This window comes from Synechococcus sp. CS-1328 (genome assembly GCF_025128095.1).
Taxonomy (GTDB): Bacteria; Cyanobacteriota; Cyanobacteriia; order PCC-6307; family Cyanobiaceae; genus CBW1002.
Window position 1 is genome coordinate 1 of the sequence record NZ_JAHLYT010000029.1, and the last position, 25897, is coordinate 25897.

Sequence of the window (25897 nt, forward strand, 5' to 3'; positions counted from 1 at the left end):
GGCGGCGCCCCTGATCACTGCAGCGGGCGATGATCAAGGAACAATCCAGGGTCCGCTCGTCTCTGGTGCGACGACGGATGACGCCATACCAATCTTCTCAGGAACAGCAGAACCAGGTAGCAGCGTTGCGTTGTTTGATGGGGGCGTCAGTCTGGGCAGCACAACCGCTGCGGCTGGTAATGGGTCCTGGAGTTTGACGCCAGCAGCGGCGTTAGCCGATGGCAGCCATAGCGTCACGGCGATCGCAACGAATGCCGTTGGCTTGAGCAGCGGCGCCTCCTCAGCGTTTCTGCTCACAATCGATACGATCGTTCCAGTATCGCCACCGCAGGAACTCTCCCCGGTCGAGCCGCTGGGGCGAACCATCAGCGGCACCGAAGGGCCCGACTTCATCGCGTCCGGCGATGGAGATGATGTGGTTGATGGTCGCTCCGGTGATGACGACCTACGCGGTAATGCTGGCGATGATCTTCTCCGGGGCGGTGATGGTGATGATCTTGAGCGCGGTGGGAAGGGGCGAGACACATTGGAGGGTGGGTCTGGCAACGATCGGTTGCTGGGCGACAGGGGGTCGGATACGGTGATTGGTGGGGAGGGCAATGACATCCTCAATGGAAACATCGGTGCTGATGTGCTGATTGGAGGTGCGGGAGCTGACCAGTTTCTTCTCTCGAAGGGAGATGATGTGATTCGTGATTTTTCCTTTACAGATCCTGATGTGATCGCGATCCTTTCTGGTCAGGCTTTCTCCTTGCTTGAGGATGCGGATCGCAATACGGTGATCGTTCGTGAGGGCTTCGGTACGACAACCCTGTTGGGTGTTTCCCTGTCGGCTTTTCAGCAGGCCAATCCCATCCTCTTTCTCTGAGGGCGGCAGCCAGCTTTGCCTAGCCGCCGGCCCTATGCCAGTCCAACTCCGGCGTTCTGCCCGAAGGCAAAGGCCAGGGCGCCGGTCAGGCCGGCGTTGTAATCCAGGGCCACCTCGTTGCTGATGTAGTCATCGCGGCGGTCGGTGTAGGCGAAGTCGTTGGCCTGGTTGGGGCCGCCCACGAGGGCGCCGGTCAGAACGTGGGCATTAGGCTGGCCATTGCGAAAACCATCCCAGCCCACGCCGGAGGCGGCGCGATGGTGCGGCTGTTGGGGATAGGCGTTGCCGTAGCCCACCATGTAGCTGAACTGGCGGGGGTTGTCGCCGAGGATGTAATCCACCGTGTCCGTCGCCAGTTGTCCGTAGCCGCCCTCCGGGTCGATCACGGCGTCGGCGTAGAAGCCGGCCATCAGGGCGGTATTGGCGGCATAGCGGAGTGATCCCCAGGGGCTGATGAAGCGCAGTCCGCCGTCGGTGATGCTCACGCCGTTGCGGCCATCCACCCAGCTGTCCAGCCAGCCCTCCACATCGCTGCGCACTGTGGCGCTGCCGGTGTCTTCCGCCAACAGCACGGCAGTGGCGTAGGAGGCGTCATCCCAGTTGTGGGTCCAGCCATTCGAGAGGCCACCGACCTTGGAGGTGTAGATCGACATGGCCTGGTTGCGATAGTCGCTGCCATCGCCGCCGGCCGCTTCCACAGCCCGGGCCAGCCAGGCTGCGCTATAGGCGAGTTCGTCCTGGTATCCACTCCAGGAGTTGTAATAGTCGCGCACCTCCGTGATCGCGTCGGAATACTTGCCCTGGTAGCGATTGGCGAATGCGTCGAGCGCAATCGCATTGTCGAGCAGTTCATCGGCATAGGCCGTTTCGCCGTTCTCGCGAAATAACACCGAGGCCGAGGCCAGGGCCGCTGCCGTGGCCCCTGCCAGATCCGATCCCGGCTTATCGGGGGTCACCACCATGGCGGGTCTGGCGATCGTCTGGACTTCCGGTGCGCTCCAGAGGGCGTGGTCCGCCGCCACATCACCCACCTGGGCCACCAGGTAGGTGGTCTGGCCGGAGGCATCGCGGCCATGGGCCTTGAGCAGATAGTCGGTACCCCAGCGCACCGCCTCCATCAGGTCGTCGAGCTGGCCGGTGGCGGCGTAGCTCTCGTTGAACTGAATGCCGCCCCAGGCGAGAGTGGAGAGGCTGGAGGCCAGGGGCAGGCCGAATTTGCCGTGATCGCCGGCATCGTGGTAGCCGCCGCTCAGGTCGAGGCTGAGACCCGCCTGGAAGTTCTCGGGGCGCCGATCACCGAACCAGACCCCGTCGCGGCCATCGCCCAGACCGGAATCACCGCGCCAGGGCACACGGTTGCTGGCTTCATCCAGATCGCCGGAGCGGTTGGCCTCGTAAAACAGAAACGAGAGCCCGAGGGCCGTGCCGTAGTCCGGCGCCGCATTGGCTCCGCCCGTCGTTCCGCCATCCACCCCACCGGTTGAACCGCCATCTCCAGGAGCTCCAGGATTCCCGTTTCCCGGTGGTGTGGGGTCGGGGGTCACCGGATCGGATGGGGGGGTGGGGTTGGGGCTGACGGGATCGGATGGTGGTGTGGGATTCGAGGTCCCGCCTGATCCCGTGGTCGTTCCAGGCAGGAGGCTGTCCTGGCGGAACAGCAGCGAGGCATCGAGCGTGCCGGAGTTGCCAATGGGTGTGCCCTGGGTGCCGTTGAATCCCACCGTCACGGATCGGCCGGCAGGGATCGCCGCGGCCCAGTCACGGCCGCTGACGGTGTAGCGGGTCAGGCCGCCGCCCAGATCGGTGGCTTCAACCCCAGCTCCCCAGGGATCGCCGGAGATCCGATGCACTGTCTCGAAGCTGAAGCTCCAGTTCGGCAGGGCCTGGCCGGTGGTGTTGGTCACCGTCAGCTCGGCCGTGAAGCCATCCCACCAGCGGCTGCCGCCGACGCTGACCGTGAATGGTTGGCTGGTGGTCCCAGTCCCTCCTGTCTGCGGTGGGCTGGGATCCGTGGGGCCCACAGGGTCAGTGGGGTCCATGGGATCCATCGGGTCCATGGGATCGGCGGGATCGTGGTTGTCGTGGTCGTGCGGCTGGCCGTGCCCGCCCGCGCTGCCGTTGAACGCATCTCCGCCGATCGGTGTCAGGCCTGTGCCCCTGCGGCTCTGCAGTCCGTCGGTGACCTGGCCGGCCGGCCCCTGTGGGGTCAGCAGCCCGGCGCGGCTGACCAGGCTCACCTGATCCACTCGCACCCCGAAGGCATCCTCCAGCCGGTCTTCCACCACCTGATCGTTGTGGAACTCGAGGTTGGCCGGGATCAGCTGGCCGCGGCGGATGCCGACCAGCAGGAGGCTCTGGCCGGTGGGTTCCACCGCGATCAGCAGACCCTCCGCCGTGTCGGACACCGTGAGCCGTTCCCTGGTGCCGAAGTAGAGGAAGCTGAGCTTCATGGTGGCGGGGTCGAAGCCTTCGACCCGTTCCTGCACGCCGGTTTCATGGGAGCGCACATAGACGGTGTCTGCGTCCCGTTCGCCCACACCCTTTTCCCAGGACAGGGCCCCACCGATGTCCTGGCGCAGATGCTCGTTGGCAACGATGCCGAAGTTGGCGGGGTTCAGGTCTTCGAGGCCCACGCCCCGGATCACCTGGTCTTCGGGTGTCCAGGCCCAGGGATTGATGATCGTCGCTTCTCCGGCGGCGGTCTTGCCCACGATCAGGTTGTGCACCGACACGTCACCAAAGTCGAGCCGGTCCCGGGAGGGATCGAAGCCTTCGATGTCCGCCCCGGCCGGATCGGCCCGGAACACCCGTCCATCCCGCGGGGCCGGGTCCGGTTCCGTGGGTGAGGGAGAGGGTGTGGGGCCTGGGGTGGGCGTCGGAGTGGGTGTCGGTGTGGGAAGCGGGGTGGGCGTCGGTGCTGGCGTGGGTGCCGGCGTTGGGGTGGGTATGGGCGTTGGATCGGTCGGGATGGCGCCGCCTGCCCCCAGCAGCAGGGAGCTGTTGAGGGCGCCGCTGTTGCCGATCGGCCGTCCCTGGGTGGCGTTGAATCCCACGCTCACGCTTCCCCCAGCTGGCAGGCGGGTGGCCCAGCCGGCGCCGGTGAGGGTGTAGCGCCAGAGCCCGTTGCCCATGTCGATCCGTTCTGCCGTGGCTCCCCATGGCGTGCCGCTCAGCTGGTGGGGGCTGTCGAACACCACGCTCCATCGCTCCAGGGCCACCGCTGAGGTGTTGGTCAGGGTCAGCTGAGCGGTGAGCCCGTTCCACCAGACGTCGCCGGAGATGGCAACGCTCACACCGGGTGTACTGCTGAGGGGGGGACTGAGGGGGAGAGCGTCAGGCTGGGCCATGGGTCGGACTGGAGTTGATTCAGGTGTAGGCCTGGCCCTGGCAACTCCTCAATCCTTCAAATGACGGAGATCTGACCCTGTTGCCCGGCAATTGCTGTGGCCCGGCAAGTGCCATGGCCCGGCACGTGCTGAGGCCCCGCAAGAGAACCGCTGGTCATCAGCGCAGATAGCCAAGCCGGAAGGCCTCGACGGCGGCAGCGGCCCGGTTGGTGACGCCCAGGCGCCGCAGGATGTTGTGCACGTGGTCGCGGGCGGTGCTGGGGGCGATGTGCAGACGGGTGCCGATCTCCCGGTTGCTCAGGCCTTGCGCCACCAGCGCCAGGATCGAGAGCTCGCGGGGTGAGAGGGTTCCGCGCCCGCTTCCCGCCTCGCGACCGGGAAGCTCAGAGGAGTCCTCTCCTGTCTCCAGGCTGGTGGCGATCGCCGGATCCACGAAGGTCTCGCCACGGCAGAGGCGCTCGACGCCGTAGACGAGTGCTCCCCCTTGTCCCAGGCTGCCTTCCAGCACGATCACATCCGTGCCGGCCTCGATGGCGGCCTCGACCAGCCCCCTGCGGGAGTGGGTCAGCACCAGCAGACAGCGGTGCGGCAGGGTCTGGGCCTTGGCCAGCCGGATCAGGTCCAGCCCATGGCCATCGCCCAGCAGTTCAGTGGCCAGGATCAGCAGGGGCCGCTCGGCCTGTCGAACCAAGGCGTCTGCTTCGGCCAGGGAGGCGGTGATGCGCAGCCTCGGCGCGGTGTTCTGGGGGCGCAACCCGCTTTGCAGGGTGAGCACCAGCAGCCGCGGGTACATGCACACCAGCACGGGATGGGGGCGCAGCAGCACGCGCAACAGATCTCCGCGGGCCTGAAGCAGGGCCAGGGATCGATCGCCCCCCTCGTGTTCCGGAGTGCCCATCACGCCGCCAGGGCCGGCAACCGGGGGCAGGCGTCCACCAGCACGCGGGTGATCGCCGCCTGGGGATGCCGCAGCAGCTGGGCGCCCGGCCCCTCCTCCACGATCCGTCCGCCGTCGAGCACGATCACCCGGTGGCAGAAGCCGCTGGCCACGCTGAGATCGTGGGTCACGAACAGCAGGCCCAGCCCCAGGTCCGCCTGCAGCCGGCGCAGCAGGGCCAGCACGTCGGCCTGCACCTCGGCATCGAGCATGCTGACGCTCTCATCGCACAGCAGCACCTTCGGTTCCAGGATGAGGGCGCGGGCGATCGCCACCCGCTGCTGCTGACCGCCCGAGAGCTGGCGGGGGCGTCGATGCTCGAAGTCTTCGGCGGGGGTCAGCCCCACGGCCTCCATCAGCTCCCGGGCCCGCTGGCGGGCCGCATGGCGGCTGGCCAGGCGGTGGATCAGCAGCGGATCCGCGATTGCCTCCCCAACCGGCATCTGGGGGTTGAGGCAGGCCAGCGGATCCTGGAACACCATCTGGATGCGCCGGCGAGCCCGTCGCAGCTCCCGGCCGCGCAGCTGGCGCAGATCCCGCCCCTGCAGGCGCACGGCGCCGCCCCGCACCGGGGCCAATCCCATCAGGGCCCGGCAGAGGCTGCTCTTGCCGCAGCCCGATGCCCCTACCACGCCGATGGTTTCGCCCTCCAGCAGGCGCAGGCTCACCCCGTCCACCGCCTTGAGCCAGCGCTGCTGCCAGGGCAGTGACGGCAGGGGATGCCAGCTACGCAGTTCCTCCAGTTCCAGCAGCAGCGGGGCGCCCACGGGGCCGCTGCTGTGGAGGCCTTCGCGGGCACGGGCCTTGCTCACCAGGCGACGGGCCAGGGGGGAGGCCGGCGCCGTGAGCAGCTGGTGGGAGGGGGCCTCCTCCACCAGCCGCCCCTGATCCAGCACTGCAATGCGATCACACCAGCGGCCCGCCATCGCCAGGTCGTGGCTGATCAGCAGCAGGGCGCTGCCCGCTTCCTTGCAGAGGCCGGTGAGTTCGGCCATCACCTGCGACGCCACCGCCACATCCAGGCTGGTGGTGGGTTCATCGGCCACCACCAGTTTCGGGGCCAGCGCCAGGGCCAGGGCGATGGCCAGGCGCTGGCGCATGCCGCCGCTGAATTCGTGGGGGTAACTGCCGTAGCGGTCCAGGCCGATGCCCACGCGGGTCAGCAGCGCTTCGGCCCGTTGCCGCACGGCTCGGCGCCGCCGGGAGGCGCCCATCGCTGCCCCCGTGAGCCAGTGGGCACGGTGCGCCTCGAGGGTGTCGCTGAGGTGCTCGCCGATGGTGAGCAGGGGGTTCAGCCGGGTCATCGGGTCCTGGAACACCAGGCCGATCGCCTCACCCCGCAGCCGCCGCAGGGCTGGGCGTTTCAGCTGCCGTGGATCCACTCCTGCCACCTCCAGGTGCCCGCTGCAGGTGCTGCCCTGGGGCAGCAATTGCTGAACCGCCCGGGCCACGGTGCTCTTGCCGCAGCCGGAGGGGCCCACCAGGGCAAGGCGATCTCCCGGTGCCAGGCTCAGATCGAGGCCATTCAGGGTGGGGCGCTCGCTGAGGGGGTAGCGCACCACCAGGTTCGCGATCCGCAACACCGGTTGGCTGGCTGGCGGTGGTCCGGCAGGGGCAGAAGGCTCGTCGACCATGGGGTTGGACAGCTGGGTTGGACAGCGGCGTTAGGCAGCGGCGTTAGGCAGCTGAGTTGGGCAGTGGCGTTGGGCAGTGAGAGATGGCCGTTCTGCCCACCAGCTTGCTCGCTGATCCTGTCGGATCCTCTACGACCTGACGCAGGCTGCATACCATGGGGTGGATTGCGGGGATGCATGCCCAAGGCCGCCTCCGAACCGATGTCTCCTGTGGGGGCGGCAGTCAAGGCTGCAGCTGCGGGCGCGAGGCGGCCCAGCGGGCCGGTTGCAGCGGAGGTTGGAGGGCTGGTGGTGGACAGGAGCGGGGCTGTGGAAGCCGCGGCGGCCCGGCCGCGAATCCTCAGGCCGGCCGATTACGGCGTGCCCCTGCCCGAGTGGTTGCAACGCTGCATCGAGCACGTCCCCCCTGGTGTGGGCGATGTCTGCCCCACGGACGCCGAGGCCTTGCTGGCCTCGGCGTTTGACTTTGCCTACCAGCTCCACGATGGCCAGTACCGGGCCAGTGGCGAGCCCTACATCATTCATCCGATCGCCGTCGCGGATCTGCTGCGCGACATCGGTGCCAGCGCCGGGGTGATCGCCGCCGGCTTCCTGCACGACGTGGTGGAGGACACCGACGTCACCCCCGAGGAGATCGAGGCCCACTTCGGCCCTGAGGTGCGGGCCCTGGTGGAGGGCGTCACCAAGCTGGGTGGCATTCACTTCACCAACCACACCCAGGCCCAGGCGGAAAACCTGCGCCGCATGTTTCTGGCCATGGCCAGCGACATCCGCGTGGTGCTGGTGAAACTGGCCGACCGTCTGCACAACATGCGCACCCTCGGGGCGCTCAAGCCCGAGAAGCAGCAGCGCATCGCCCGCGAGACCCGCGAGATCTATGCCCCCCTGGCCAACCGCCTCGGCATCGGTCGGTTCAAGTGGGAACTGGAGGATCTGGCCTTCAAGATGCTCGAACCGGAGGCCTTCCGGGATATGCAGCAGCAGGTGTCCACCAAGCGCAGCGAGCGGGAGCAGCGGCTGGCGGTCACGGTGCAACTGCTGCGCGATCGTCTTGCCGCCGCCGGTCTGCAGGACTGCGAGGTGAGCGGCAGGCCGAAGCACCTCTATGGCATCTGGAGCAAAATGGAGCGCCAGCAGAAGGCGTTCCACGAGATCTACGACGTGGCGGCGCTGCGGATCCTCTGCCCCAGCCTGGAAGCCTGCTACCGGGCCCTGGCGGTGGTGCATGACACCTTCCGCCCCATTCCTGGGCGATTCAAGGATTACATCGGCCTGCCCAAGCCGAATGGCTATCAGTCTCTGCACACGGCCGTGATCGGTCGGCATCGGCCGGTCGAGGTGCAGATTCGCACCAGTGATATGCACCAGGTGGCGGAGTATGGGATCGCCGCCCACTGGAAGTACAAGGAAGGTGGGTCACCGGCCTCCACCGGTGGTGACACCGAACGCTTCAACTGGCTGCGCCAACTGGTGGATTGGCAGAAGGAGGATGGGGGAGAGGACAGCAGCGATTATCTGGCTTCGATCAAGGAAGATCTCTTCGATGAGGAGGTGTTCGTGTTCACGCCGAAGGGCGATGTCGTGGGGTTGCGCAAAGGGTCCACGGCGGTGGATTTTGCCTTCCGCATCCATTCGGAGGTGGGCAATCACTGCCAGGGTGTGCGGATCAATGACCGCCTCTGTCCGCTGGCCACGCCGCTGCAGAATGGCGACTTCGTGCAGGTGATCACGGCCAAGAACGCCCATCCCAGCCTCGACTGGCTCAATTTCGTCGCCACCCCCACGGCACGCAATCGCATTCGCCAGTGGTACAAGCGCAGCCACCGCGAAGACAACATTCAACGCGGCACGGACATGCTGGAGCGTGAGCTGGGCCGTGAGGGATTTGATGGTCTGCTCAATGGCGAGGCTATGGCCCGGGTGGCGCGGCGCTGCAATCTGGTCGGCACCGAAGACCTGCTGGCGGCCCTTGGCTTTGGCGGTGTCACCCTGCACCAGGTGCTCAACCGGCTGCGGGAGGAGATCCGGCTTGCGACCGAAGCGGCGACGCCCGTGCTCAGCAACGAGCAGGTGGCTGCCGGGGTTGGGTCCCAGGCAACCGCTGTCCCTCCGGGGCCAGGCAGCGGCGCCGGCAGTCCGATCCTCGGGGTGGAGGGTCTGGAATATCGGATGGGGGGCTGCTGCAGCCCCCTGCCTGGCGAACCGATCCTGGGCAGTGTGGCCCTGGGCAACCACGGCATCACCATCCACCGGCAGGATTGCTCCAACGTGGCCCAGGTGCCGCTGGAGCGTCGGCTGCCGGTGCGCTGGAACCCAGCCATCGATCAGGGCAAGCGCCGCTATCCCGTGCAGCTGCGCATCGAAGTGCTGGATCGGGTGGGCGTGCTCAAGGACATCCTCACCCGCCTCTCGGATCACCGCATCAACGTCAGCGATGCCCGGGTGCGCACCGCTTACGACAAACCGGCCCGGATCGATCTGCGGGTTGAGCTGATCAGCGCCGGCCAGTTGCGCACCACCATGGATCAGATCCGCTCCATGGCTGACGTGCTCGACATCTGCCGCACGGGCATTGGCTGAACGGCCCCATTCAGTTCCGGCTGGCCAGGCCAATCCCCTGCTGAGCCTGCCCTTCGAGCCCTCCATCGAGGGGCTCGGCCCTGAGTACTGGGATGTGGTGGAGGCGGCCCGCTTCCCGCGCACGACGCTGCGCTTCCGCAACGATGTCCTGCTCGAGCAGCTGGGCATTGAGCCCAGCGCAGTGGCCAACGCCCACCTTGAGGCCGCCTACGGAGGCTTCGAGGCCCGCCAGCCGCTGCTGGCGCTGCGGTATCACGGCTACCAGTTCGGCACCTACAACCCCTTCCTCGGCGATGGGCGCGGCTTTCTCTACGGCCAGCTGCGGGATCGCCACGGCCTGCTGCAGGACCTGGGAACAAAAGGCAGCGGCACCACCCCATGGAGCCGGGGTGGGGATGGACGTCTCACCCTCAAGGGCGGTGTGCGGGAAGTGATCGCCAGCGAGGCGCTGCAGCGCCTTGGCGTCACCACCAGCCGCACGCTCTGTCTGCTGGAAACGGGAGAAGCGTTGTACCGGGGTGATGAACCGTCGCCCACCCGCAGTTCGGTGATGGTGCGGATGGCGCGCACCCACCTGCGCTTCGGCACCTGCGAGCGACTGCTGCATCGGCGCCGCCCCGATCTGCTGGAGCGGTTGCTGCGCCATGTGGTGGCCGTCTATTACCCCGCCATCGCTGCTGCCCATCCGATCGATACCCGGCCGGGTGCCGGCTCGGACGCCGCTTCCGGCAATGCCGAACCCCAGCTGCTGGCGTTCTACGGCGAGCTGGTGGAACGGGTGGCGCGGCTCGCTGCCGAATGGATGGCCGCCGGCTTCACCCACGGTGTGCTCAACACCGACAACATGTCGCTGGCGGGTGAGAGCTTCGACTACGGCCCCTTCGCCTTCCTGGAGCGCTGGGATCCCGGCTTCACCGCCGCCTATTTCGACCACAGCGGTCTGTACGCCTATGGCCAGCAGCCACTGATCTGCCATCACAACCTGCGCCTGCTGCAGGAGCCCCTGGCCATGCTGCTGCCGCGCGCCGAACTCGAGGCCCGGCTGGAGCGCTTTGCCCCCTCTTACGACACCCACTACCGCCTTTGCCTGCTGCGCCGGCTCGGGCTGGTTGCCGCAAGGGCAGAGCTGCCCGACCCGGTGCTCCCCACCCTGCAGCTGTTGGCGGCCTGGCCGGTGGGCTACGGCAGCTTCTTCTCCGGGCTGGCCGCCCATGTGGCCTCCCACGGCTTGCCGGCGGGGCCTGAGGATCTGGTTCCCTTCCTGCCGGGGGCTCCCGAGCCGCCGCGATCTGAATGGCTCGCCTGGCGGGACACCTGGTGGAGCTGGAGCCACTGCGCTGACTCTGCTGGCGCGGGAGAGGCCGGCATGGGCGATGGCGGCAGCGTGGCTGCCCGGCTGCAGCGCTGGAACCTGCCCGAAACGCCCATCCGTCCGGTGATCGAGCGGATCTGGGAGGCGATCGATCAACACGACGATTGGCAACCGTTTCACACCTGGCTGGCCGGCACGTGAGCATCCCCCCACAGCATTCGGGCCGGGTGTCTGCCGCTACAGCCGCATGGGGTTGGTTTCCCTACAAACGGCCCATCAACGGGGTATCGGCCCCTCCGCAGTGTGCGACATGACCTCCGAACAGGCCGCCCAGCTGATCGATAACACCCTCGATCTGGTGCATCAACGTCTGCAGGATCTGCAGGCTCAGTCGTTGCCCCAGGAACAGCGGGCCCTGGCCGCCGAATTCCGCGAATGGCGCCATCCCAATGGCGGCCACATCGATCTGATGGTGTTCCCCGGTCTCACGAACTTGTGAGGTCGTTCAGGCTTGCCGGGGCGTTGCCATGGCGCTGCAGCCAGCGCCAATAGGTCCAGCCGCACAGGCTGGCCGCCACCAGCCCGATCAGCAGCGAGCCCAGCAACATCCGGTTCACGAAGGACCAGCCCAGCTGCCAGATCGCTTCGCTGCGCATCACCTCCAGCCCCGGCCATAACTTGCCGGGGCCGAGCAGCAGTGAGCCGATCTTGTAGTTGAGCCAGTAGAGCGGCACATAGGTGAAGGGGTTGCTGATCCAGGTGCCCGCCGCTGCCAGCAGGTGGTTGCCGCGCATCACGCTGGCCAGTGCAATCCCCAGAAGGGTCTGCATCCCGAAGAACGGGAAACAGCCGCAGAATACGCCGGCCGCCAGGCCGCGGGCCCGCTGGCCGGCGCTGCCCTCCTGATGCCAGAGCCAGAGACCGGCGCGCTGGATCAGGCGCACCAGGGAGCCGTGCGGTCGAAACTGGGAGAAGTGCGGCGCCATGAACGGTTGGACGGCGGACAGGGGAACGGCAGTCAGGGTCATGGCGTCGACACCATCGCGGCGGTGGCGACCGCGATCGCGGCGGGTCAGGGCAGCGTGGCGATCGTAAGAATGTCTGGACCCGAGGCGGAGCCGATCGGCCGGTCGCTGTTCCGGGCGCCGGGCCAGCAGACCTGGGACAGCCATCGGGTGCTCTACGGCCACGTGGTCGACCCGGCCAGTGGCGAGCGCGTCGACGAGGCCCTGCTGCTGCTGATGCGCGCTCCGCGCAGCTTCACCCGCGAAACTGTGGTGGAGCTCCACTGCCACGGGGGGCTGATGGCGGTGCAGCGGGTGCTGGAGCTGGTGCTGGCGGCCGGGGCTCGGCGTGCCCTGCCGGGCGAATTCAGCCAGCGGGCCTTCCTGAACGGTCGCCTTGATCTCACCCGCGCCGAGGCCGTGAGCGAGATGATCACCGCCCGCAGCCGCCGGGCCGCCCAGCTGGCCATGGCCGGTCTGGACGGGGGGCTGCAACGCCGCATCGCAGAGCTGCGTGAGCAGCTGCTCGATCAGTTGGCCGAGCTGGAGGCCCGGGTGGACTTCGAGGAGGATCTGCCACCCCTGGATGCCGCTGCCGTGGTCGCCGCCCTGGCGGGGGTGCGCGAGCAGCTAGAGGCCCTGGTGCGGGAGGCGCGCCAGGGGGAGCTGCTGCGGGAGGGTCTGCGGGTGGCGATCGTGGGCCGCCCCAACGTGGGCAAGTCGAGTCTGCTCAACCGGCTCAGCCAGCGGGAGCGGGCGATCGTGACCGATCTGCCGGGCACCACCCGCGATCTGCTCGAAAGCGAGTTGGTGCTCGACGGCGTGCCCCTCACCCTGCTCGACACGGCCGGCATCCGCCCTACCCAGGACCGGGTCGAGCAGCTCGGCATCGCCCGCAGCCGCGCCGCCCTGGCCGCGGCGGACGTGGTGCTGCTGCTGTTTGATCTGGCGGCCGGCTGGGCCCCCGCCGATCAGGAGTTGCGGGAGCAGGTGCCCGAGGGGGTGCCGCTGCTGGTGGTGGGCAACAAGGCCGATGCGGCCGATCTGGAAGCAGGTGCGATCCATCCGGGGAATCTGCCCACGGCGTCGCCTGCCGATGTGGCGATCAGCGCCCTCAGCGGCGACGGTTGCGAGGCCCTGGCCCAGCTTCTGCTGCAGCGCTGTGGAGCCGGTGAGGCCCAAGGCATGCAGGTGGCCCTCAATGCCCGCCAGCGGGATCTGGCGGCGGCGGCGGCGGCCAGCCTGGAGCGCAGCCTCGAGGCGGCGGATCAGCAGCTCCCGTGGGACTTCTGGACCATCGATTTGCGGGCGGCGGTGCGGGCCCTCGGCGAGATCACCGGTGAGGAGGTGAGCGAAGCGGTGCTGGATCGGGTGTTTGCGCGCTTCTGCATCGGCAAGTGAGGCGGCGGTGATCGTGCCCTGGGGTGATCGGCTCAGGCAGGCTTTGCCGATGCCGCTCCGCTGCCTGCGCCATGCCGCACCTGCCTGTCACGCCAGAGCTCGAGGCCCAGCTGCGCGCCTGGCTGGCGGAGGACATCGGCCGCGGTGATCTCACCGCACCGGCGCTGCGGGGGCGCCAGGGGCAAGCCCACTGGATCGCCAAACAGCCCGGGGTCCTCTGCGGAGCCGTGCTGGCGGAGGCCCTGTTTGGCCTGCTCGATCCCCAGGTGCGGGTGCGGCGCCTGGTGGAGGAGGGGGAGGCGGTGCAGGCGGGCCAGCGGCTGCTGGAGCTGGAGGGTGCGGCCGAGGCCCTGGTGGCCGGAGAGCGCACCGCCTTGAACCTGGCGATGCGGCTCTCCGGCATCGCCACCGCCACCGCCGCTCTGGTGGCGACGCTGGCGGGCACGGGCGTGCGCCTGGCTGACACCCGCAAGACCACCCCCGGCCTGCGGCTGCTGGAGAAGTACGCCGTGCGCTGCGGGGGTGGGCTGAATCACCGCCTCGGCCTCGATGACGCCGCCATGCTCAAGGAGAACCATCTCGCCTGGGGCGGTGGTGTGGCCGCCGCCGTGGAGGCGGTGCGCGCCCAGGCGCCCTGGCCGGCGGCGGTGATCGTGGAGGCCGAAACCGCCCGCGAAGCCGAGGCCGCCGTGGCCGCCGGTGCCGATGGGGTGCTGCTGGATGAATTCAGCCCCGATCAGCTGCTGGCGCTGGTACCCCGCCTCCGCGAACGGGCGCTGGCCGCCGGCTCCGCGGGCCTCGGGCGGGGCCGTGTGGTGCTCGAAGCCTCTGGCATCGCCCCGGAGCAGCTGCGGGCCTACGCCGCCACCGGCATCGATCTGATCTCCACCAGTGCTCCGATCACCCGCTCGGCCTGGCTGGATCTGAGCATGCGGTTTGAACCGGTTGTGGCTTGACGGAAAACCAGCCGATGCGTCTGACCTGCTGCTTGTCTCAGCCGTTTGGTGAAGAATCGCCCCAACACCCGCCGCCAGCGTGGCCAGGTGGTCCATCCCTCCCCACATTGGACAGTGGCCTCCGCTGCGCCTCCTTTTGCCGCGACCTCTCCGTTCCGGCCGCCGCCGCTGGCTGGCCCCCGCCGCTCTGATCCTGCTCACCCTTGCCTGGGCGCCGCTGGCCCGTGCCCAGACCAAGGTTCAGCCAGAGGGTGTCGTCGATCGGGTTGCTCGCACCGGAGAGCTGGTGCTGGTCGGCCCGTCGGATCTGGCGCCTCTGGTCTCCGTCGACGCCCAGGGCCAGCCGATCGGTTACGGCGTCGAGGTGGCGCGGCGCATTCAGGCCGAGCTGGCCTCCGCGGTGGGGCGCCCGGTGAAGCTGCGCTTCGAGGCGGTGGCGAATCCAGGCGACCTGGGCCAACGCCTCGCCGAGGGGAAGGCTGATCTGGCCTGTGGGCTGCCGTTCAGCTGGGAGCGGGACATGTGGATCGATTACTCCCTGCCGATCGGCATCTCCGGCCTGCGACTGCTTGCCCCCCCCGGGCGCCTGGATGGCTCGCCTGAATCGCTGGCGGGCCGACGCATCGGCGTGGTCAGCGAATCCCTGGCCGCGACTGAACTGCAGGGCATCCAGCCCGCGGCCAAGGCCGTGGACTTCCCCTCCCTCGCTGAGGCGGTGGCTGCGTTGAAGACCGGTCGGGTGGATGGGGTGATCGGCGATACGGCCCTGCTGGCCAGCCTCGCGGTGGGCGCGGCGTCTCCCCCCTTGGTGCTGACGCCCGAGAGCCCTTACGAAAACTATGCGCTGGCCTGTGTTCTTCCCGAGAACGATTCCGCCTTTCGCAATCTGGTCAACCTGGCGATCGCCCGCTTCCTGCAGGGCTACCTCGATGGCCAGCGTGACGCGGTCACGGCCGTCCATCGCTGGGTTGGCCCGGGCAGTGCCCTGAACCGCTCGCCTGAGCAGATCCGCACGTACTACGAGTCCGTGTTGCTGGGAGTGGAGGCCATCCGGCCGCTGCCACCGGCCAAGCCGTCGGCACAGCTTGCTCCCTGAATCAGCCTGCTCCCAACCAGGCCGTCCCCTGAGGTCGGCTGCCTCTGGGTCGTTCCTCCGTTCCTTCGTCAGCCCCTGCTTCGATGGCGTTCCTTTCCCGATCCCGTCTGTTCGGCCTCCTGCTGATCATGGCGTCGTTGCCCATGGACCCCGGGACGGCCCTGGCCCTGGGGTCCGGCAGTCGTCAGGAGCCGCTCGAGGATCCGCCGCCGCAGGGAAGCGTTGAGGCTCGGTTGCGCCGCATCGCCGCCGCTGTGCGGGAACGGGAGGGAGAGCTGATCGACACTTCAGCGACCTCCACCTCCATCCCAGAGGGGGCGATGTCGCAGGTGTTTCTGAACGCTCCCGGGATCGGCTGGGCCAATGGCGGCGGCTTCCGCAACGGCGGTTTTTATAACGGTGGCTTCCGCAATGGCGGTTTCCGTAATGGTGGCTTCGGCAATGGCGGTTTCCGCAATGGCGGCTTCCGCAACGGGGGGGGATTCCGTAACGGGGGCTTCCGCAATCACTGGTGAATCAGCCCTTGCATGAGCCGTTGCCGGGACGATTCGGCCCCGTGCGTCTGCTGGTGGTGCAGCCCACCCCGTTCTGCAATCTCGACTGTGACTACTGCTATCTGCCCAACCGCGACGACCGCAGCCGCATTCCCCTGGAGATCCTGGAGGCGGCGTTGGAGCGGGTGCTGGAGAGCCCCTATGTCGATGGTGGTTTCACCCTGCTCTGGCATGCGGGGGAACCGCTCACCATGCCGATCGCGTTCTACGACGCGGCCACCGAATGTATTGAGCGTGTGCTGGCGCGCCATGGCCTGCCGCCCGACACGATCCAGCAATCGCTGCAGACCAACGCCACGGTGATCGACGACGCCTGGTGCGATTGCTTTGAGCGCAACGGCATCCATGTGGGCGTGAGCATGGATGGTCCCGCCTTTCTGCACGACGCCCATCGCGTCACCCGCACCGGCAAGCCCACCCATGGCGCCGTGATGCGCGGGATCACCCATCTGCAGCAGCGCGGCATTCCCTTCCAGGTGATCTGTGTGCTCACGGCCGACGCCCTGGATCACGCCGAGGCCATTTACCGCTTCTTCACCGATCACGGCATCGAGGATGTGGGCTTCAACATGGAGGAAACCGAGGGCGAAAACCTCCAGTCCACCCTTGAACGCCCCGATGGGGAGCGTCGCTATCGCGTCTTCCTCGAGCACCTCTGGCAGCGGAGCCGGGCCGAACCGGAGCGGCTGCGTGTGCGCGAGTTCGATGGTGTGACCAGCCTCGCCTGCGCCGACGCCCGGATGGAACAGACGGATATGAACACGCCGTTTGTGATCGTGAATGTGGATGCCAGGGGCAACTTCTCCACCTTTGATCCGGAACTGTTGTCGGTCTCCACGGCGGAATACGGCGATTTTTCTTTTGGCAATGTGCTCAGCGGCAGCCTCGAAGCGGCGGTCGCCACCGACAAGTTTCAAGTGGTCCACCGGGAGATCGCCGCCGGTGTGGAACGTTGCCGCCAGGGCTGTGATTACTTCGGCCTCTGCGGCGGCGGCGCCGGCAGCAACAAATACTGGGAGCACGGCAGCTTCGACTGCAGCGTCACCCAGGCCTGCCGCTACCGCATCCAGCTGGTGGCCGATGTGGTGCTGGCCGGCATGGAGGAGGAGCTGGGCCTCAGGTCGCCATCAGCTCTTCTTTGAACCTCGCCCGTGCCGCAGGGCTATGCCGACGGCCTCGAGCAGTTCCTCCATCCGGATGGGCTTGGTGAGATAGCCGGTGCAGCCCGCCGCCAGACAACGCTCCTGGTACTCCTTCAGGGCATGGGCCGTCAGGGCGATCACCGGCACGGGGGGGCTGTGGCGGGCCCGTTCGTCGGCCCGGATCCTTCGGGTGGCCTCCAGCCCGTCCATGTTCGGCATCTCCAGATCCATCAGCACCAAATCACAGCGATGGGCGGCAGCCACGGCCTCCAGTCCGTCATGGGCTCGCTCCAGGCTGTAGCCCCCCTTGCGCAACACCGCCTTCACAACCGTGAAGTTCACGTTGCTGTCTTCGGCCACCAGGATGTGGCAGCCGCTCTGCGACTCCGGCCGGGAGCTGCCGCTGCCCTCCTCCCGCCGGTTGGGCTCGATGTCTGGGGCGGGCTCCGCCGGCACCAGGGGCAGGATCACCCGCAGCTCGGTGCCCGTACCGGGCTGGCTGTGGAGGTGCACCGTGCCTCCCATGGCCGACACGATCGAGCGCACGATGTTGAGCCCCAGCCCGACCCCGCTCTTGCGCCGGGTGGTGGAGCTGTCCCCTTGCTCGAAGGGCTCGAAGATGCGCGCCTGGGTCTCCGGAGCGATGCCCAAGCCCGAATCCCCTACGGCCAGTTCGAAGGCCTCAGGATGCCCCCTGCTTGCAGGCAGACGGCTCACCTTGACGCGCACATGGCCTTCATCGGTGAATTTGACCGCGTTCTCCACCAGGTTGGTGAGGATCTGACGCAGCCGGTCCCGGTCGCTGATCACGAAGAGCGGCAGGCTGTCATCCCAGTCAAATGACAGATTGAGGCCCTTGGCGCGGGCTTTGCTGGTCATGGGAGCCAGGGCCTCCTCCAGCACGAAGCGCAGCCGCAGCCGACTGGGTTCGATGTCGATCTGGCCGGCCTCGATCTTGGAGACGTCGAGGATGTCGTTGATCAGCCGCAGCAGCAGATTGCCGCTGTCGCGGATGCGCAGCAGATGGGCATTCAGGGCGGTCGGGTCATCCCGGTCCACCAGGGCCAGTTCGCTGGAGACGATCACCCCGTTGAGCGGGGTGCGCATCTCGTGGCTGATGGTGGCCAGGAAACGGGACTTGGCCTCGTTGGCTTCCTCGGCGCGAATCTTGGCTGCTGTGAGCTCGTCCTGGGTCTGATGCAATTCTGTGGAATCTTTCTGCACCGAGATGAACCGCTCGATCTCCCCAGAGTCATCCCAGACCGGGGTGATGTTCAGGTTGACCCAGTAGGGCTCCCCCGCTTTGGTGTAGTTCTGCAGCTCGCTTGAAAAGGAACGACCCTCCTTCAACAGTCTTCGGATGCCAGCCACGGCCTCTGGATCCGTGCCTGGCCCCTGGAGCACATCCCCGGGCTTTCGCCCCAGCATGTCATCGAGGCTGTAGCCGGTTCGCTCAATGAAGGCCTGGTTGACCCACTCGGTCAAGCCGTCGCGGTTGGTGATCAAGACCAGATTCTGGGTGTAGCTGGCCACCAGAGACAGTTTGACCAGCTCATCTTTGATTGCTTTGCTCTGGGTGATGTCTCGCATGGCCCCCACCAATCCCCCCTGGGGGATCTGGGCCACGGACAGATCCATCCAGGCGATGCTGCCATCGGCTCGAACGATGCGAAGGTTGGGATCGGCCAGGAGTGAACCTTGATGGGAGGCGTTCACTACGGCTATCCAGACCGGATGGTCATCCGGATGGATAAACGTGCCGATCGACCGGTTCAGGGAGGTCTTCTGCGGGTGGCCGGTGATGGTTTGCCAGGCATGGTTCAGGAAGACGAAGTTGTCTTCTGCGTCGGTTTCGAAGACCACTTCTGAGAGCATGTTGATGCGCCTGCGCATCCGCTCCTCCGCCTCGACCAGGGCCTCGGTGAGCCGGTAGGTGGCCTGGATGTGGAGATCGACAGAGTTGTGTGGCTCGTCGATGGGATCGGGCAGGGTCATCACACCCCGCTAGCTCACGGCCTGGGGAAGGGGGTTGAAATTGAGCTCGACGCTTGCGGCCACCTGGCCGTAGAGCGGGAAGACAGACTCGCAGAAGAAGGACTGCTCCGTGTTGGTGCGGGCCGAGGTGCAGTCCGAGAGGATCGTGACGTCGTAGCCCCGTTCGTAGGCTGCCCGTCCGGTGGAGTCGATGCAGAGCGAGGTGACCATGCCGGCCACCAGCACAGTCTTGATCGAACGGCGAGCCAGTTCCTCTTCCAGGGATGTGTTCGAGAAGGCGTTGAAGCCCACCTTGCCACTCAGATAGAGGATGCGCTCACCGAAGGGCAGCAGCTCGGGGATGGTGTCGGCCCCGATGCTGCCTGCCTTGAAGGCCCCCGATTCCTTGATCGTGTGCAGGATGCCCACCGGGCTGGACAGGGCGCGGTAGGTGGGCTCCAGCACGATCGGGGTGCTGATGATGGTGGCGGCCGTCGGGGCGAGCCGCTGGATCAGCGCCAGGGTGTGATCCAGCACCTGATCGATCCGCTCGGGGTCTTCCACCACCCCCCGCAGAATGCCGTCGTGGGCGAAGTAGTCGTTCTGGTACCCGACCAGAATCAAGGCGGTGGTCCGGGGATCCATGCGCGGGGCGCGACGACTGGCTGGCTCACTGCAAGCCTAGGAGTTTGGTGCCTGCAGGCCAGCAGGATCGCGCCTCCAACGCCGAAGCGGCCCCCTCCCCTGGTCCGTCAACGGCATCAGCACAGACAGGGTGGCTGGTGCCTTGATCAGCGCCAACGAAGCCTATGGCGACTGGGTAGAGGCAGCGTCGAGCAGCGCCTCGGCTGCGTCACGGGCGTCGTTGGCGGCGCGGGGATCGCGCTCCAGAAAGGTGAGCACCAGGGCGCCTTCGAGCAGCAGGTGAAGCTGGCGGGCCAGGCGGGCCGGATCGGGGATGGCGAGGTCGCGGCAGAGAGTCTCCAGCAGCTCGCGACAGCCGGCCTTGAAGGCTTCGGCCGCCTGGCGGGGCCGATCGCCCGGCTCGGGGTATTCACTGGCCGCCTTGATGAACAGGCAGCCGTGGTACGAGGGTGAGCACACCCAGTCCGCCAGCCAGTCGAACACCGCCAGAACCTGGCCGCGGCTGCCTCCGCTGGCGGCCGCCAGCCTGGCGGTGAGCGATGTGCCGATCTCGCCGGCCAGGCGCTCCAGCACGGCGGCGATCAACTCCTCCTTGGAGCCGAACTGCTTGTAGAGGGTCATCTTGGCCACGCCGGCCTCGGCCAGAAGCGTGTCGATGCCCACGGCCCGGTAGCCCTGGCGGGAGAAGAGGTTGTGGGCGGTGCTGAGCAGGGCATCCCGCTTGGCTGAGGCGGGTCGGGCGCGCGGGCCCCGGCTGCCGGTCATGACTGTCAGATCCTTGCGTCGAGCCTAGTCCGTAGACAGAACGGTCTGCTATCTTTTGGAAGGCAGACGGGTCTGTCTACTGCTGAGTGCCCCGGCCTTTTCTTCTTTCTGTCTTCTGTCTTCTGTCTTCTGTGCTCTTTGCTCTGTGCTCCGTGCTCCGTGCTCCGTGCTCGGCCCACAGCTCACAGCTCACGTCCCAAAGCCCACAACCCTTTCGCGCTTCACTGCCATGCTTCGTCTCCACGGCCACGAACTCTCCGGCAACAGCTACAAGGTGCGCCTGCTGCTCGCGTTGCTCGGCGTCCCCTACGAATGGGTGCGCGTTGATCTGATGCAGGGGGAGCACAAGCAAGCCGCTTTCCTGGCGCTCAATCCCTTCGGCCAGGTGCCGTTGCTGGAGGAAGACGGCACCACCCTGTCCGATGCCCAGGCGATCCTCTTTTATCTGGCCGCTCGCCAGGGCGATGGCCAGTGGCTTCCCGCCGACCCGCTTGAGCAGGCTCGGGTGGTGCGGTGGCTCTCCACCGCCGCCGGTGAGGTGCGGCAGGGCCCTGAGAGTGCCCGCCTGCACCATCTGTTCGGTGTCAAGGCGATTCCGATCGAGCGTGCCCAGGAGAAGGCCGCCTTCATCCTGGATCAACTGGAGCGGCACCTGGGCGATCGGGATTGGCTGGAGCTGGATCGCCCCACCATCGCCGACGTCGCCGTGTTCCCCTATGTGGCGCTCGCTGGTGACGGCGGCATCGATCTGGCCCCCTACCCCAACGTTCTGGCCTGGATCGACCGGATCCAGGCGCTGCCGGGCTATGTGCCGATGAAGGGGCTGGACGCCACCGCGGAGACCCAGCCATGAGCCAGCACTACCTCCACCGCCATCTCACCCCTGCCGTGGGGGAGGCCCAGGAGCAGGCCTATGGGCAGAAGATCTACGGCGTGCCGGACGCCCCGGAGCCCGATCGTCTCGGCGCCAAGGAGATCGCTTTCATCGGCGCCCGTGACAGCTTCTATCTGGCCAGCCTCACCGAAACTGGGGCGCCTTACCTCCAGCATCGCGGCGGTCCGGTGGGTTTTCTGCGGGTGCTCGATGAGCGAACCCTCGGCTTCGCCGATTACAGCGGCAACCGCCAACTGCTCACCACCGGCCATCTGCGCCGCGATCCGCGGGTGGCCCTGTTCCTGATGGATTACCCCAACCGCCGGCGCCTGAAGCTCGATGGCATCGCCGAGGTGTTGCCGCTGGATGCTGATCCTGCCCTGCGTGCCCAGCTGCTGCAGGAAGATCCAGGTGCGGGTGCGGTGGAACGCCTGTTCCGCATCGCGGTGGACGGCTTCGACTGGAACTGCCCGCAATTCATCACGCCCCGCTTCACGGCGGCGGAGGTGGAGCATGCGGCGCAGCCACTGCGGCAGCGCATCGCCGACCTTGAGGCCGAGCTGCTTCGGCTTCGATCTTTCGACCGCAATGGGGAGCCTGTGGATGGGGGCTGACGGCTCGGTGCCAGCGGTTGGGCCTGGCTGCGGAGGACCTACGACCCCAGCAGAGCCGTGCACTCGAGCCGCTCATGGCGGGCGTCCGTGAGCTGCAGGCGCAGCCGGATGGTCTCGGCCAGATGCTCGGCATCATCCGCAACGCCGCTGAAGCGCGCCGAACCCCAGGTCTGCAGCCAGGGCAGACCGATGAAATACAGCCCCGGGCTCTGGGTCACCCCGCGTTCATGGGCCGGATAGCCGGCGCCATCGAACACCGGTACATCGATCCAGCGGAAATCGGCCGCGTATCCCGTGCACCAGATCACCGCCGCAAGGGGCTCCTGGATGAGATTGACCCGGTCATCGGCGATGGTCGGCGGCTGCCAGCAGGGCTGGTAGGGCGGTTCCTGAGGTGCCTCGATTCCTTCCCGCTCGATGTAGGTGTCGATGCTGTCGCGGATGCGGCGATACACCGCATCGGCCTGGTCGAGATTGCTCGCTAGATCGTCGGCAAAGGCAATCGTCTCCGCAGCGAGACTGAGCAGCCGACCATGTAGCACCATCCCTTGGTGGGCATGGTGGCGCAGATCAATCTCCCGCCCCCCATCCCTGCCGGTGAGGTAGTGATTGGTCTTGCCACGTACCAGCCTGGGGTCGGGGTGGTGATCGATCGGCATGGCGTAGTAGCCCATCCGATCCAGCCAGTCGACCACATCCTTGCCGCGATAGCGACGGGGTGAACGGGGTGCCGAGCCCACACTCAGATGCACCCTGCGGCCGGCGAGGAACAGGTCTTCGGCGATCTGACAACCCGACTGGCCACTGCCGACCACCAGCACGGGCCCGGCCGGCAGTTGGTCTGGATTGCGGTAGTTGCGGGCATCCAGCTGAATCACAGAGGAGGGAAGCCGCTCCGCCTGCGGATGCCGCTTCGGTTTGTGGTAACCACCGGTGGCCACGATCACATGATCGGCTTCAATTTCACCGGCGCTGGTGGTGAGCGCGTAGCTGCCACCACACCAGCGCAGGCGCTCCACACTCACCCCTTCCTGCACATCCGCAGCGATGGCATCGGCGAATCGGCGCACGTAGGCCACGATCTCGTCACGCACCATGAAGCCTTGCGGATCATTCCCGTCATAGGGAAAGTCCGGCAGCCGGCATTGCCAGTTCGGGGTGACCAGGCAGAAGGAATCCCAGCGCTGCTGGTCCCAGGCGTAGCCGATGTGGTGCTTCTCCAGCACCAGGGGGGAGATGCCGCGGCGCTGGAGGCAGGCAGCCGCCGAAAGGCCCGCCTGTCCGCCTCCCACCACCACGACCGGATGCTTGGGCGGCAAGGACTGTCTGGGCGGCAGTGCAGCCGAAGCAGGCAACGGTGACCCGATCAAACAGAGGAACCAGTGTCCGCGGCAGCGGACGAAAGGCCGGTAGCCATTGCCACATCAGCGCAGAGAACGTCCTGTTCCGGCTGGCCGACGATTCGGTTGCATCGGTCACACAAAACAAAAGTAAACGCGTGGGAGGGTTCGGGCCGGATTGCGCTCCCAGACAGCCCCACCCCCATGCCTGAAGTCACCCGTCCCGCCAACCAGCCGGGCGATTTTCTCGTTGATTACGAAGAGAAAGTCTTTCCTGATGTCAAAGCGGAGCCTGGGGAGAAGGCCTTGGTGACCTTTCACACAGTCGCTTTCGAAGGTTCGATCGGTCTGGTCAATCTGCTCCAGGCCAGCCGCTTGATCACCAAGGGCTTCGAGACCTCGATCCTGTTGTATGGCCCGGGGGTCACCCTGGGTGTTCAACGGGGATTCCCCAAGCTGGGCGATGCGGCCTTTGACGGCCATCTCAACTTCAATGCCCGGATCCAGAAGTTCATGGGCCAGGGCGGCAAGGTCTACGCCTGCCGCTTTGCCCTCCAGGCTCTGTACGGCCACGGCGAAGGGGCCCTGATCCCAGGCATCACCCCCATCAATCCCCTCGACGTGCTGGACATCGTCTTGATGCACCGCAAGGATGGGGCCTTCATCCTCGACACCTGGACCCTCTGAGGTCTTTGCTTCGGACCTTTCGGATGTCTCCCATGGCCAGCACGATCACCGTTGCGGCGGCGCAGATTCGTCCGGTTCTGTTCAGCCTTGAGGGGTCCGTGGCCCGGGTGCTCGCGGCCATGGCGGAGGCTGCCGCTTCAGGAGTTGAGTTGATCGTCTTTCCGGAGACGTTTCTTCCCTATTACCCCTACTTCTCCTTCGTGGAGCCGGCCGTGCTGATGGGTGCCTCCCATCTGCGCCTCTATGAGCAGGCCGTGGTGATCCCCGGACCGGAGATCAGTCAGATCTGCTCAGCCGCCATCCAGCACGGCATGCATGTGCTGCTCGGGGTGAACGAACGCGATGGCGGCAGCCTCTACAACACCCAACTGCTGATTGATGCCTCCGGCACGATTGTGCTGAAGCGCCGCAAGATCACCCCCACGTACCACGAACGCATGGTCTGGGGACAGGGGGATGGCGCCGGTTTGCAGGTGGTGCCGACGGCCCTGGGCCGCATCGGTGCCCTGGCCTGCTGGGAGCACTACAACCCCCTGGCCCGCTTCGCCCTGATGACCCAGGGGGAGGAAATCCACTGCGCCCAGTTCCCCGGATCGCTCGTGGGTCCGATCTTCTCCGAGCAGACCGCCGTGACCCTGCGGCATCACGCCCTCGAAGCAGGTTGCTTCGTGGTGTCGTCCACCGCCTGGCTGGACCCGGCCGACCATGCCGCGATCACTCCCGACCCTGCCCTTCATCGCGCCTTTCAGGGGGGCTGCCACACCGCGGTGATCAGCCCGGAAGGCCGCTATCTGGCCGGCCCACTGCCGGAGGGTGAAGGTCTGGCGATCGCCACCCTCGACACCGCCCTGATCACCAAACGCAAACGCATGATGGACAGTGTGGGGCACTACAGCCGTCCCGATCTGCTGGGGCTGCGCATCAACGCAACTCCGGCCAGCCAGGTGGACCCGATGCTGATCCCAGGGGCAGCGCAGGACAGCTTCGCTCCGTCAGGCGCCTCGGTTCTGCTATCTTCCGCCGAGGCCCAGGCCCATGGCTGAAGCCTCCAAGTCGGCTCTGGTTGGCCAGAGTCTCGGACGTTTCGTGACTGAGCTGCAGGTGCAGGGGGTGGTGGACCCCGCCGTTGCCGGCAACCAGGGGCGCCGCGGCGGAGCCGGTCCCTCGGACCATCGCGCCCTCACGATCGCGGGCACCACCGTGATGGTTCCCGTCTACAACGCGGTGTCCCAGGACTCCCCGTTCCGCCTGGAGCAGGCTGCCGATGGAGCGGTTGCCGTGACCGACCGGCCCGGCACAAGCCTGGCCGCCGTGGAGCCTCCGCCGCAACCACGCTTCTACGGCCTCTCCACCGCCGACGGCACGCCCTATAGCGCCATCGCTCTGCTGCATGGCCGCGATGTGCTGGCCACCACCTTGCTCCAGACCTGCATCCGCTTTCGGGATCGCAGCCAGTCGTGCCAGTTCTGCGCCATTGAGCAATCCCTCGAGAACGGACGCACGCTGGTGCGCAAGACCCCCGAGCAGGTGGCGGAGGTGGCCGAGGCGGCCGTGCGGCTCGATGGTGTGCGCCAGCTGGTGATGACCACCGGCACCCCGAACAGTGACGATCGGGGGGCCCGGCTGATGGCGGAAACGGCGGCGGCGGTGAAGGCGCGATTGGACCTGCCGATCCAGGGCCAGTGCGAGCCCCCGGAGGATCCGATCTGGTATCTCCGCATGAAGCAGGCCGGGATTGACAGCCTGGGCATGCACCTGGAAGTGGTGGACGAGGAGGTACGCCGTCGCGTACTCCCCGGCAAATCGGAGCTCAGTCTGGAGCGCTATGTCGAGGCCTTCGAGCAGGCCGTGGCCGTGTTCGGCCGCGGGCAGGTGAGCACCTATCTGCTGGCGGGCCTGGGCGACAGTGCCAGCTCCCTGATCTCCTGCAGCGAACGGCTGATTGCGATCGGCGTCTATCCCTTCGTGGTGCCCTTTGTACCGATCTCGGGTACTCCTCTGCAGCACCACCCGGCCCCGAGTACCGACTTCATGGTCGAGATCTACGAGGCCGTGGGCAGGTTGCTGGCCCAGTCCGACATCCGTTCGGACCGCATGGCCGCCGGCTGCGCCAAGTGCGGTGCCTGCTCGGCCCTCTCCCTGTTTGAAAACGCGTCCTGAGCCATCC

22 protein-coding genes are annotated in these 25897 nt (G+C 67.0%); 14 read left to right on the top strand and 8 right to left on the bottom strand.

Features of this window, described 5'->3' with window-relative positions; translation table 11 throughout:
• A partial coding sequence (locus KQ310_RS04320) for a calcium-binding protein (protein WP_259720555.1) occupies positions 1-868 on the top strand: 868 nt, incomplete at its 5' end.
• Between the two features lie 32 nt (positions 869-900).
• On the opposite strand, the gene KQ310_RS04325 is transcribed toward KQ310_RS04320, so the two are convergent.
• From KQ310_RS04325 to KQ310_RS04335, 3 genes are all read right to left on the bottom strand, one after another.
• Positions 901-4215, bottom strand: coding sequence for a glycoside hydrolase family 9 protein (locus KQ310_RS04325; RefSeq protein WP_259720556.1), 3315 nt, complete (start codon positions 4213-4215; stop codon positions 901-903).
• Positions 4216-4372: 157 nt separating this feature from the next.
• Positions 4373-5113, bottom strand: a complete 741-nt coding sequence (locus KQ310_RS04330) for a response regulator transcription factor (RefSeq protein WP_259720557.1) — start codon at positions 5111-5113, stop codon at positions 4373-4375.
• Positions 5113-6786 carry an ABC transporter ATP-binding protein gene (locus tag KQ310_RS04335; RefSeq protein ID WP_259720558.1) on the bottom strand — a complete coding sequence of 558 codons (1674 nt, stop codon included), beginning with the start codon at positions 6784-6786 and terminating at the stop codon, positions 5113-5115. Before KQ310_RS04335 ends, KQ310_RS04330 begins: the two co-directional genes overlap by 1 nt.
• Before the next feature lie 201 nt (positions 6787-6987).
• Between KQ310_RS04335 and KQ310_RS04340 the strand changes: the two genes are divergently transcribed.
• From KQ310_RS04340 to KQ310_RS04350, 3 genes are all read left to right on the top strand, one after another.
• A complete protein-coding gene (locus KQ310_RS04340) occupies positions 6988-9366 on the top strand; it encodes a RelA/SpoT family protein (RefSeq protein WP_399237640.1) in 2379 nt (792 codons plus the stop codon).
• The gene (locus tag KQ310_RS04345) at positions 9359-10879 is read left to right on the top strand and encodes a YdiU family protein (RefSeq protein ID WP_259720559.1); all 1521 of its coding nucleotides are present in this window, start codon (positions 9359-9361) and stop codon (positions 10877-10879) included. The genes KQ310_RS04340 and KQ310_RS04345 overlap by 8 nt, the downstream gene beginning before the upstream one ends.
• A 109-nt stretch (positions 10880-10988) precedes the next feature.
• Positions 10989-11177 carry a hypothetical protein gene (locus KQ310_RS04350; protein ID WP_197158369.1) on the top strand — a complete coding sequence of 63 codons (189 nt, stop codon included), beginning with the start codon at positions 10989-10991 and terminating at the stop codon, positions 11175-11177.
• On the opposite strand, the gene KQ310_RS04355 is transcribed toward KQ310_RS04350, so the two are convergent.
• Positions 11164-11664 (bottom strand): DUF2062 domain-containing protein, encoded by a 501-nt coding sequence (locus KQ310_RS04355; RefSeq protein WP_399237618.1) that lies wholly within the window; start codon positions 11662-11664, stop codon positions 11164-11166. The genes KQ310_RS04350 and KQ310_RS04355 overlap by 14 nt on opposite strands.
• A 6-nt stretch (positions 11665-11670) precedes the next feature.
• Between KQ310_RS04355 and mnmE the strand changes: the two genes are divergently transcribed.
• The 5 genes from mnmE to grrM all read left to right on the top strand — a co-directional run bounded on the left by mnmE (position 11671) and on the right by grrM (position 16831).
• Positions 11671-13083: a tRNA uridine-5-carboxymethylaminomethyl(34) synthesis GTPase MnmE gene (gene mnmE / locus KQ310_RS04360; RefSeq protein WP_259720561.1), complete on the top strand. Its 1413-nt coding sequence runs from the start codon at positions 11671-11673 to the stop codon at positions 13081-13083.
• A 71-nt stretch (positions 13084-13154) separates the two neighbouring features.
• Complete coding sequence (gene nadC / locus KQ310_RS04365; protein WP_259720562.1) at positions 13155-14039, top strand: carboxylating nicotinate-nucleotide diphosphorylase; 885 nt, start codon at positions 13155-13157, stop codon at positions 14037-14039.
• Between the two features lie 136 nt (positions 14040-14175).
• Positions 14176-15135 carry an extracellular substrate binding-like orphan protein GrrP gene (gene grrP / locus KQ310_RS04370; protein WP_259720563.1) on the top strand — a complete coding sequence of 320 codons (960 nt, stop codon included), beginning with the start codon at positions 14176-14178 and terminating at the stop codon, positions 15133-15135.
• 83 nt (positions 15136-15218) lie between these two features.
• The gene (gene grrA / locus KQ310_RS04375) at positions 15219-15650 is read left to right on the top strand and encodes a GrrA/OscA1 family cyclophane-containing rSAM-modified RiPP (protein ID WP_259720564.1); all 432 of its coding nucleotides are present in this window, start codon (positions 15219-15221) and stop codon (positions 15648-15650) included.
• The gene (grrM, locus tag KQ310_RS04380; RefSeq protein ID WP_259720565.1) at positions 15647-16831 is read left to right on the top strand and encodes a cyclophane-forming radical SAM/SPASM peptide maturase GrrM/OscB; all 1185 of its coding nucleotides are present in this window, start codon (positions 15647-15649) and stop codon (positions 16829-16831) included. The genes grrA and grrM overlap by 4 nt, the downstream gene beginning before the upstream one ends.
• Here the strand turns inward: grrM and KQ310_RS04385 are convergent.
• The 3 genes from KQ310_RS04385 to KQ310_RS04395 all read right to left on the bottom strand — a co-directional run bounded on the left by KQ310_RS04385 (position 16817) and on the right by KQ310_RS04395 (position 20215).
• On the bottom strand, positions 16817-18826 hold the full coding sequence (locus tag KQ310_RS04385; RefSeq protein ID WP_259720566.1) for a PAS domain-containing hybrid sensor histidine kinase/response regulator: 2010 nt from the start codon (positions 18824-18826) through the stop codon (positions 16817-16819). The genes grrM and KQ310_RS04385 overlap by 15 nt on opposite strands.
• 9 nt (positions 18827-18835) lie before the next feature.
• Entirely contained in the window at positions 18836-19450 is a 615-nt protein-coding gene (locus KQ310_RS04390; RefSeq protein ID WP_259720567.1) for a cysteine hydrolase, read from the bottom strand.
• Positions 19451-19612: 162 nt separating this feature from the next.
• Positions 19613-20215 (bottom strand): TetR/AcrR family transcriptional regulator, encoded by a 603-nt coding sequence (locus tag KQ310_RS04395; protein WP_259720568.1) that lies wholly within the window; start codon positions 20213-20215, stop codon positions 19613-19615.
• Between the two features lie 229 nt (positions 20216-20444).
• On the opposite strand from KQ310_RS04395, the gene KQ310_RS04400 reads away from it, so the two are divergent.
• Positions 20445-21068, top strand: a complete 624-nt coding sequence (locus KQ310_RS04400) for a glutathione S-transferase family protein (protein ID WP_259720569.1) — start codon at positions 20445-20447, stop codon at positions 21066-21068.
• Positions 21065-21703 carry a pyridoxamine 5'-phosphate oxidase family protein gene (locus KQ310_RS04405; RefSeq protein WP_259720570.1) on the top strand — a complete coding sequence of 213 codons (639 nt, stop codon included), beginning with the start codon at positions 21065-21067 and terminating at the stop codon, positions 21701-21703. Before KQ310_RS04400 ends, KQ310_RS04405 begins: the two co-directional genes overlap by 4 nt.
• Positions 21704-21741: 38 nt before the next feature.
• Here the strand turns inward: KQ310_RS04405 and KQ310_RS04410 are convergent, their stop codons facing one another.
• Complete coding sequence (locus tag KQ310_RS04410; RefSeq protein ID WP_259720571.1) at positions 21742-23022, bottom strand: MSMEG_0569 family flavin-dependent oxidoreductase; 1281 nt, start codon at positions 23020-23022, stop codon at positions 21742-21744.
• A 225-nt stretch (positions 23023-23247) separates the two neighbouring features.
• Between KQ310_RS04410 and KQ310_RS04415 the strand changes: the two genes are divergently transcribed.
• From KQ310_RS04415 to KQ310_RS04425, 3 genes are read left to right on the top strand one after another with little or no spacing between them, the layout of a single operon-like run.
• Entirely contained in the window at positions 23248-23730 is a 483-nt protein-coding gene (locus tag KQ310_RS04415; protein ID WP_259720572.1) for an MSMEG_0572/Sll0783 family nitrogen starvation response protein, read from the top strand.
• A gap of 32 nt (positions 23731-23762) precedes the next feature.
• Positions 23763-24773 (top strand): Nit6803 family nitrilase, encoded by a 1011-nt coding sequence (locus KQ310_RS04420; protein ID WP_259720610.1) that lies wholly within the window; start codon positions 23763-23765, stop codon positions 24771-24773.
• Complete coding sequence (locus KQ310_RS04425; RefSeq protein ID WP_259720573.1) at positions 24766-25890, top strand: MSMEG_0568 family radical SAM protein; 1125 nt, start codon at positions 24766-24768, stop codon at positions 25888-25890. The genes KQ310_RS04420 and KQ310_RS04425 overlap by 8 nt, the downstream gene beginning before the upstream one ends.
• Positions 25891-25897: the final 7 nt, after the last annotated feature.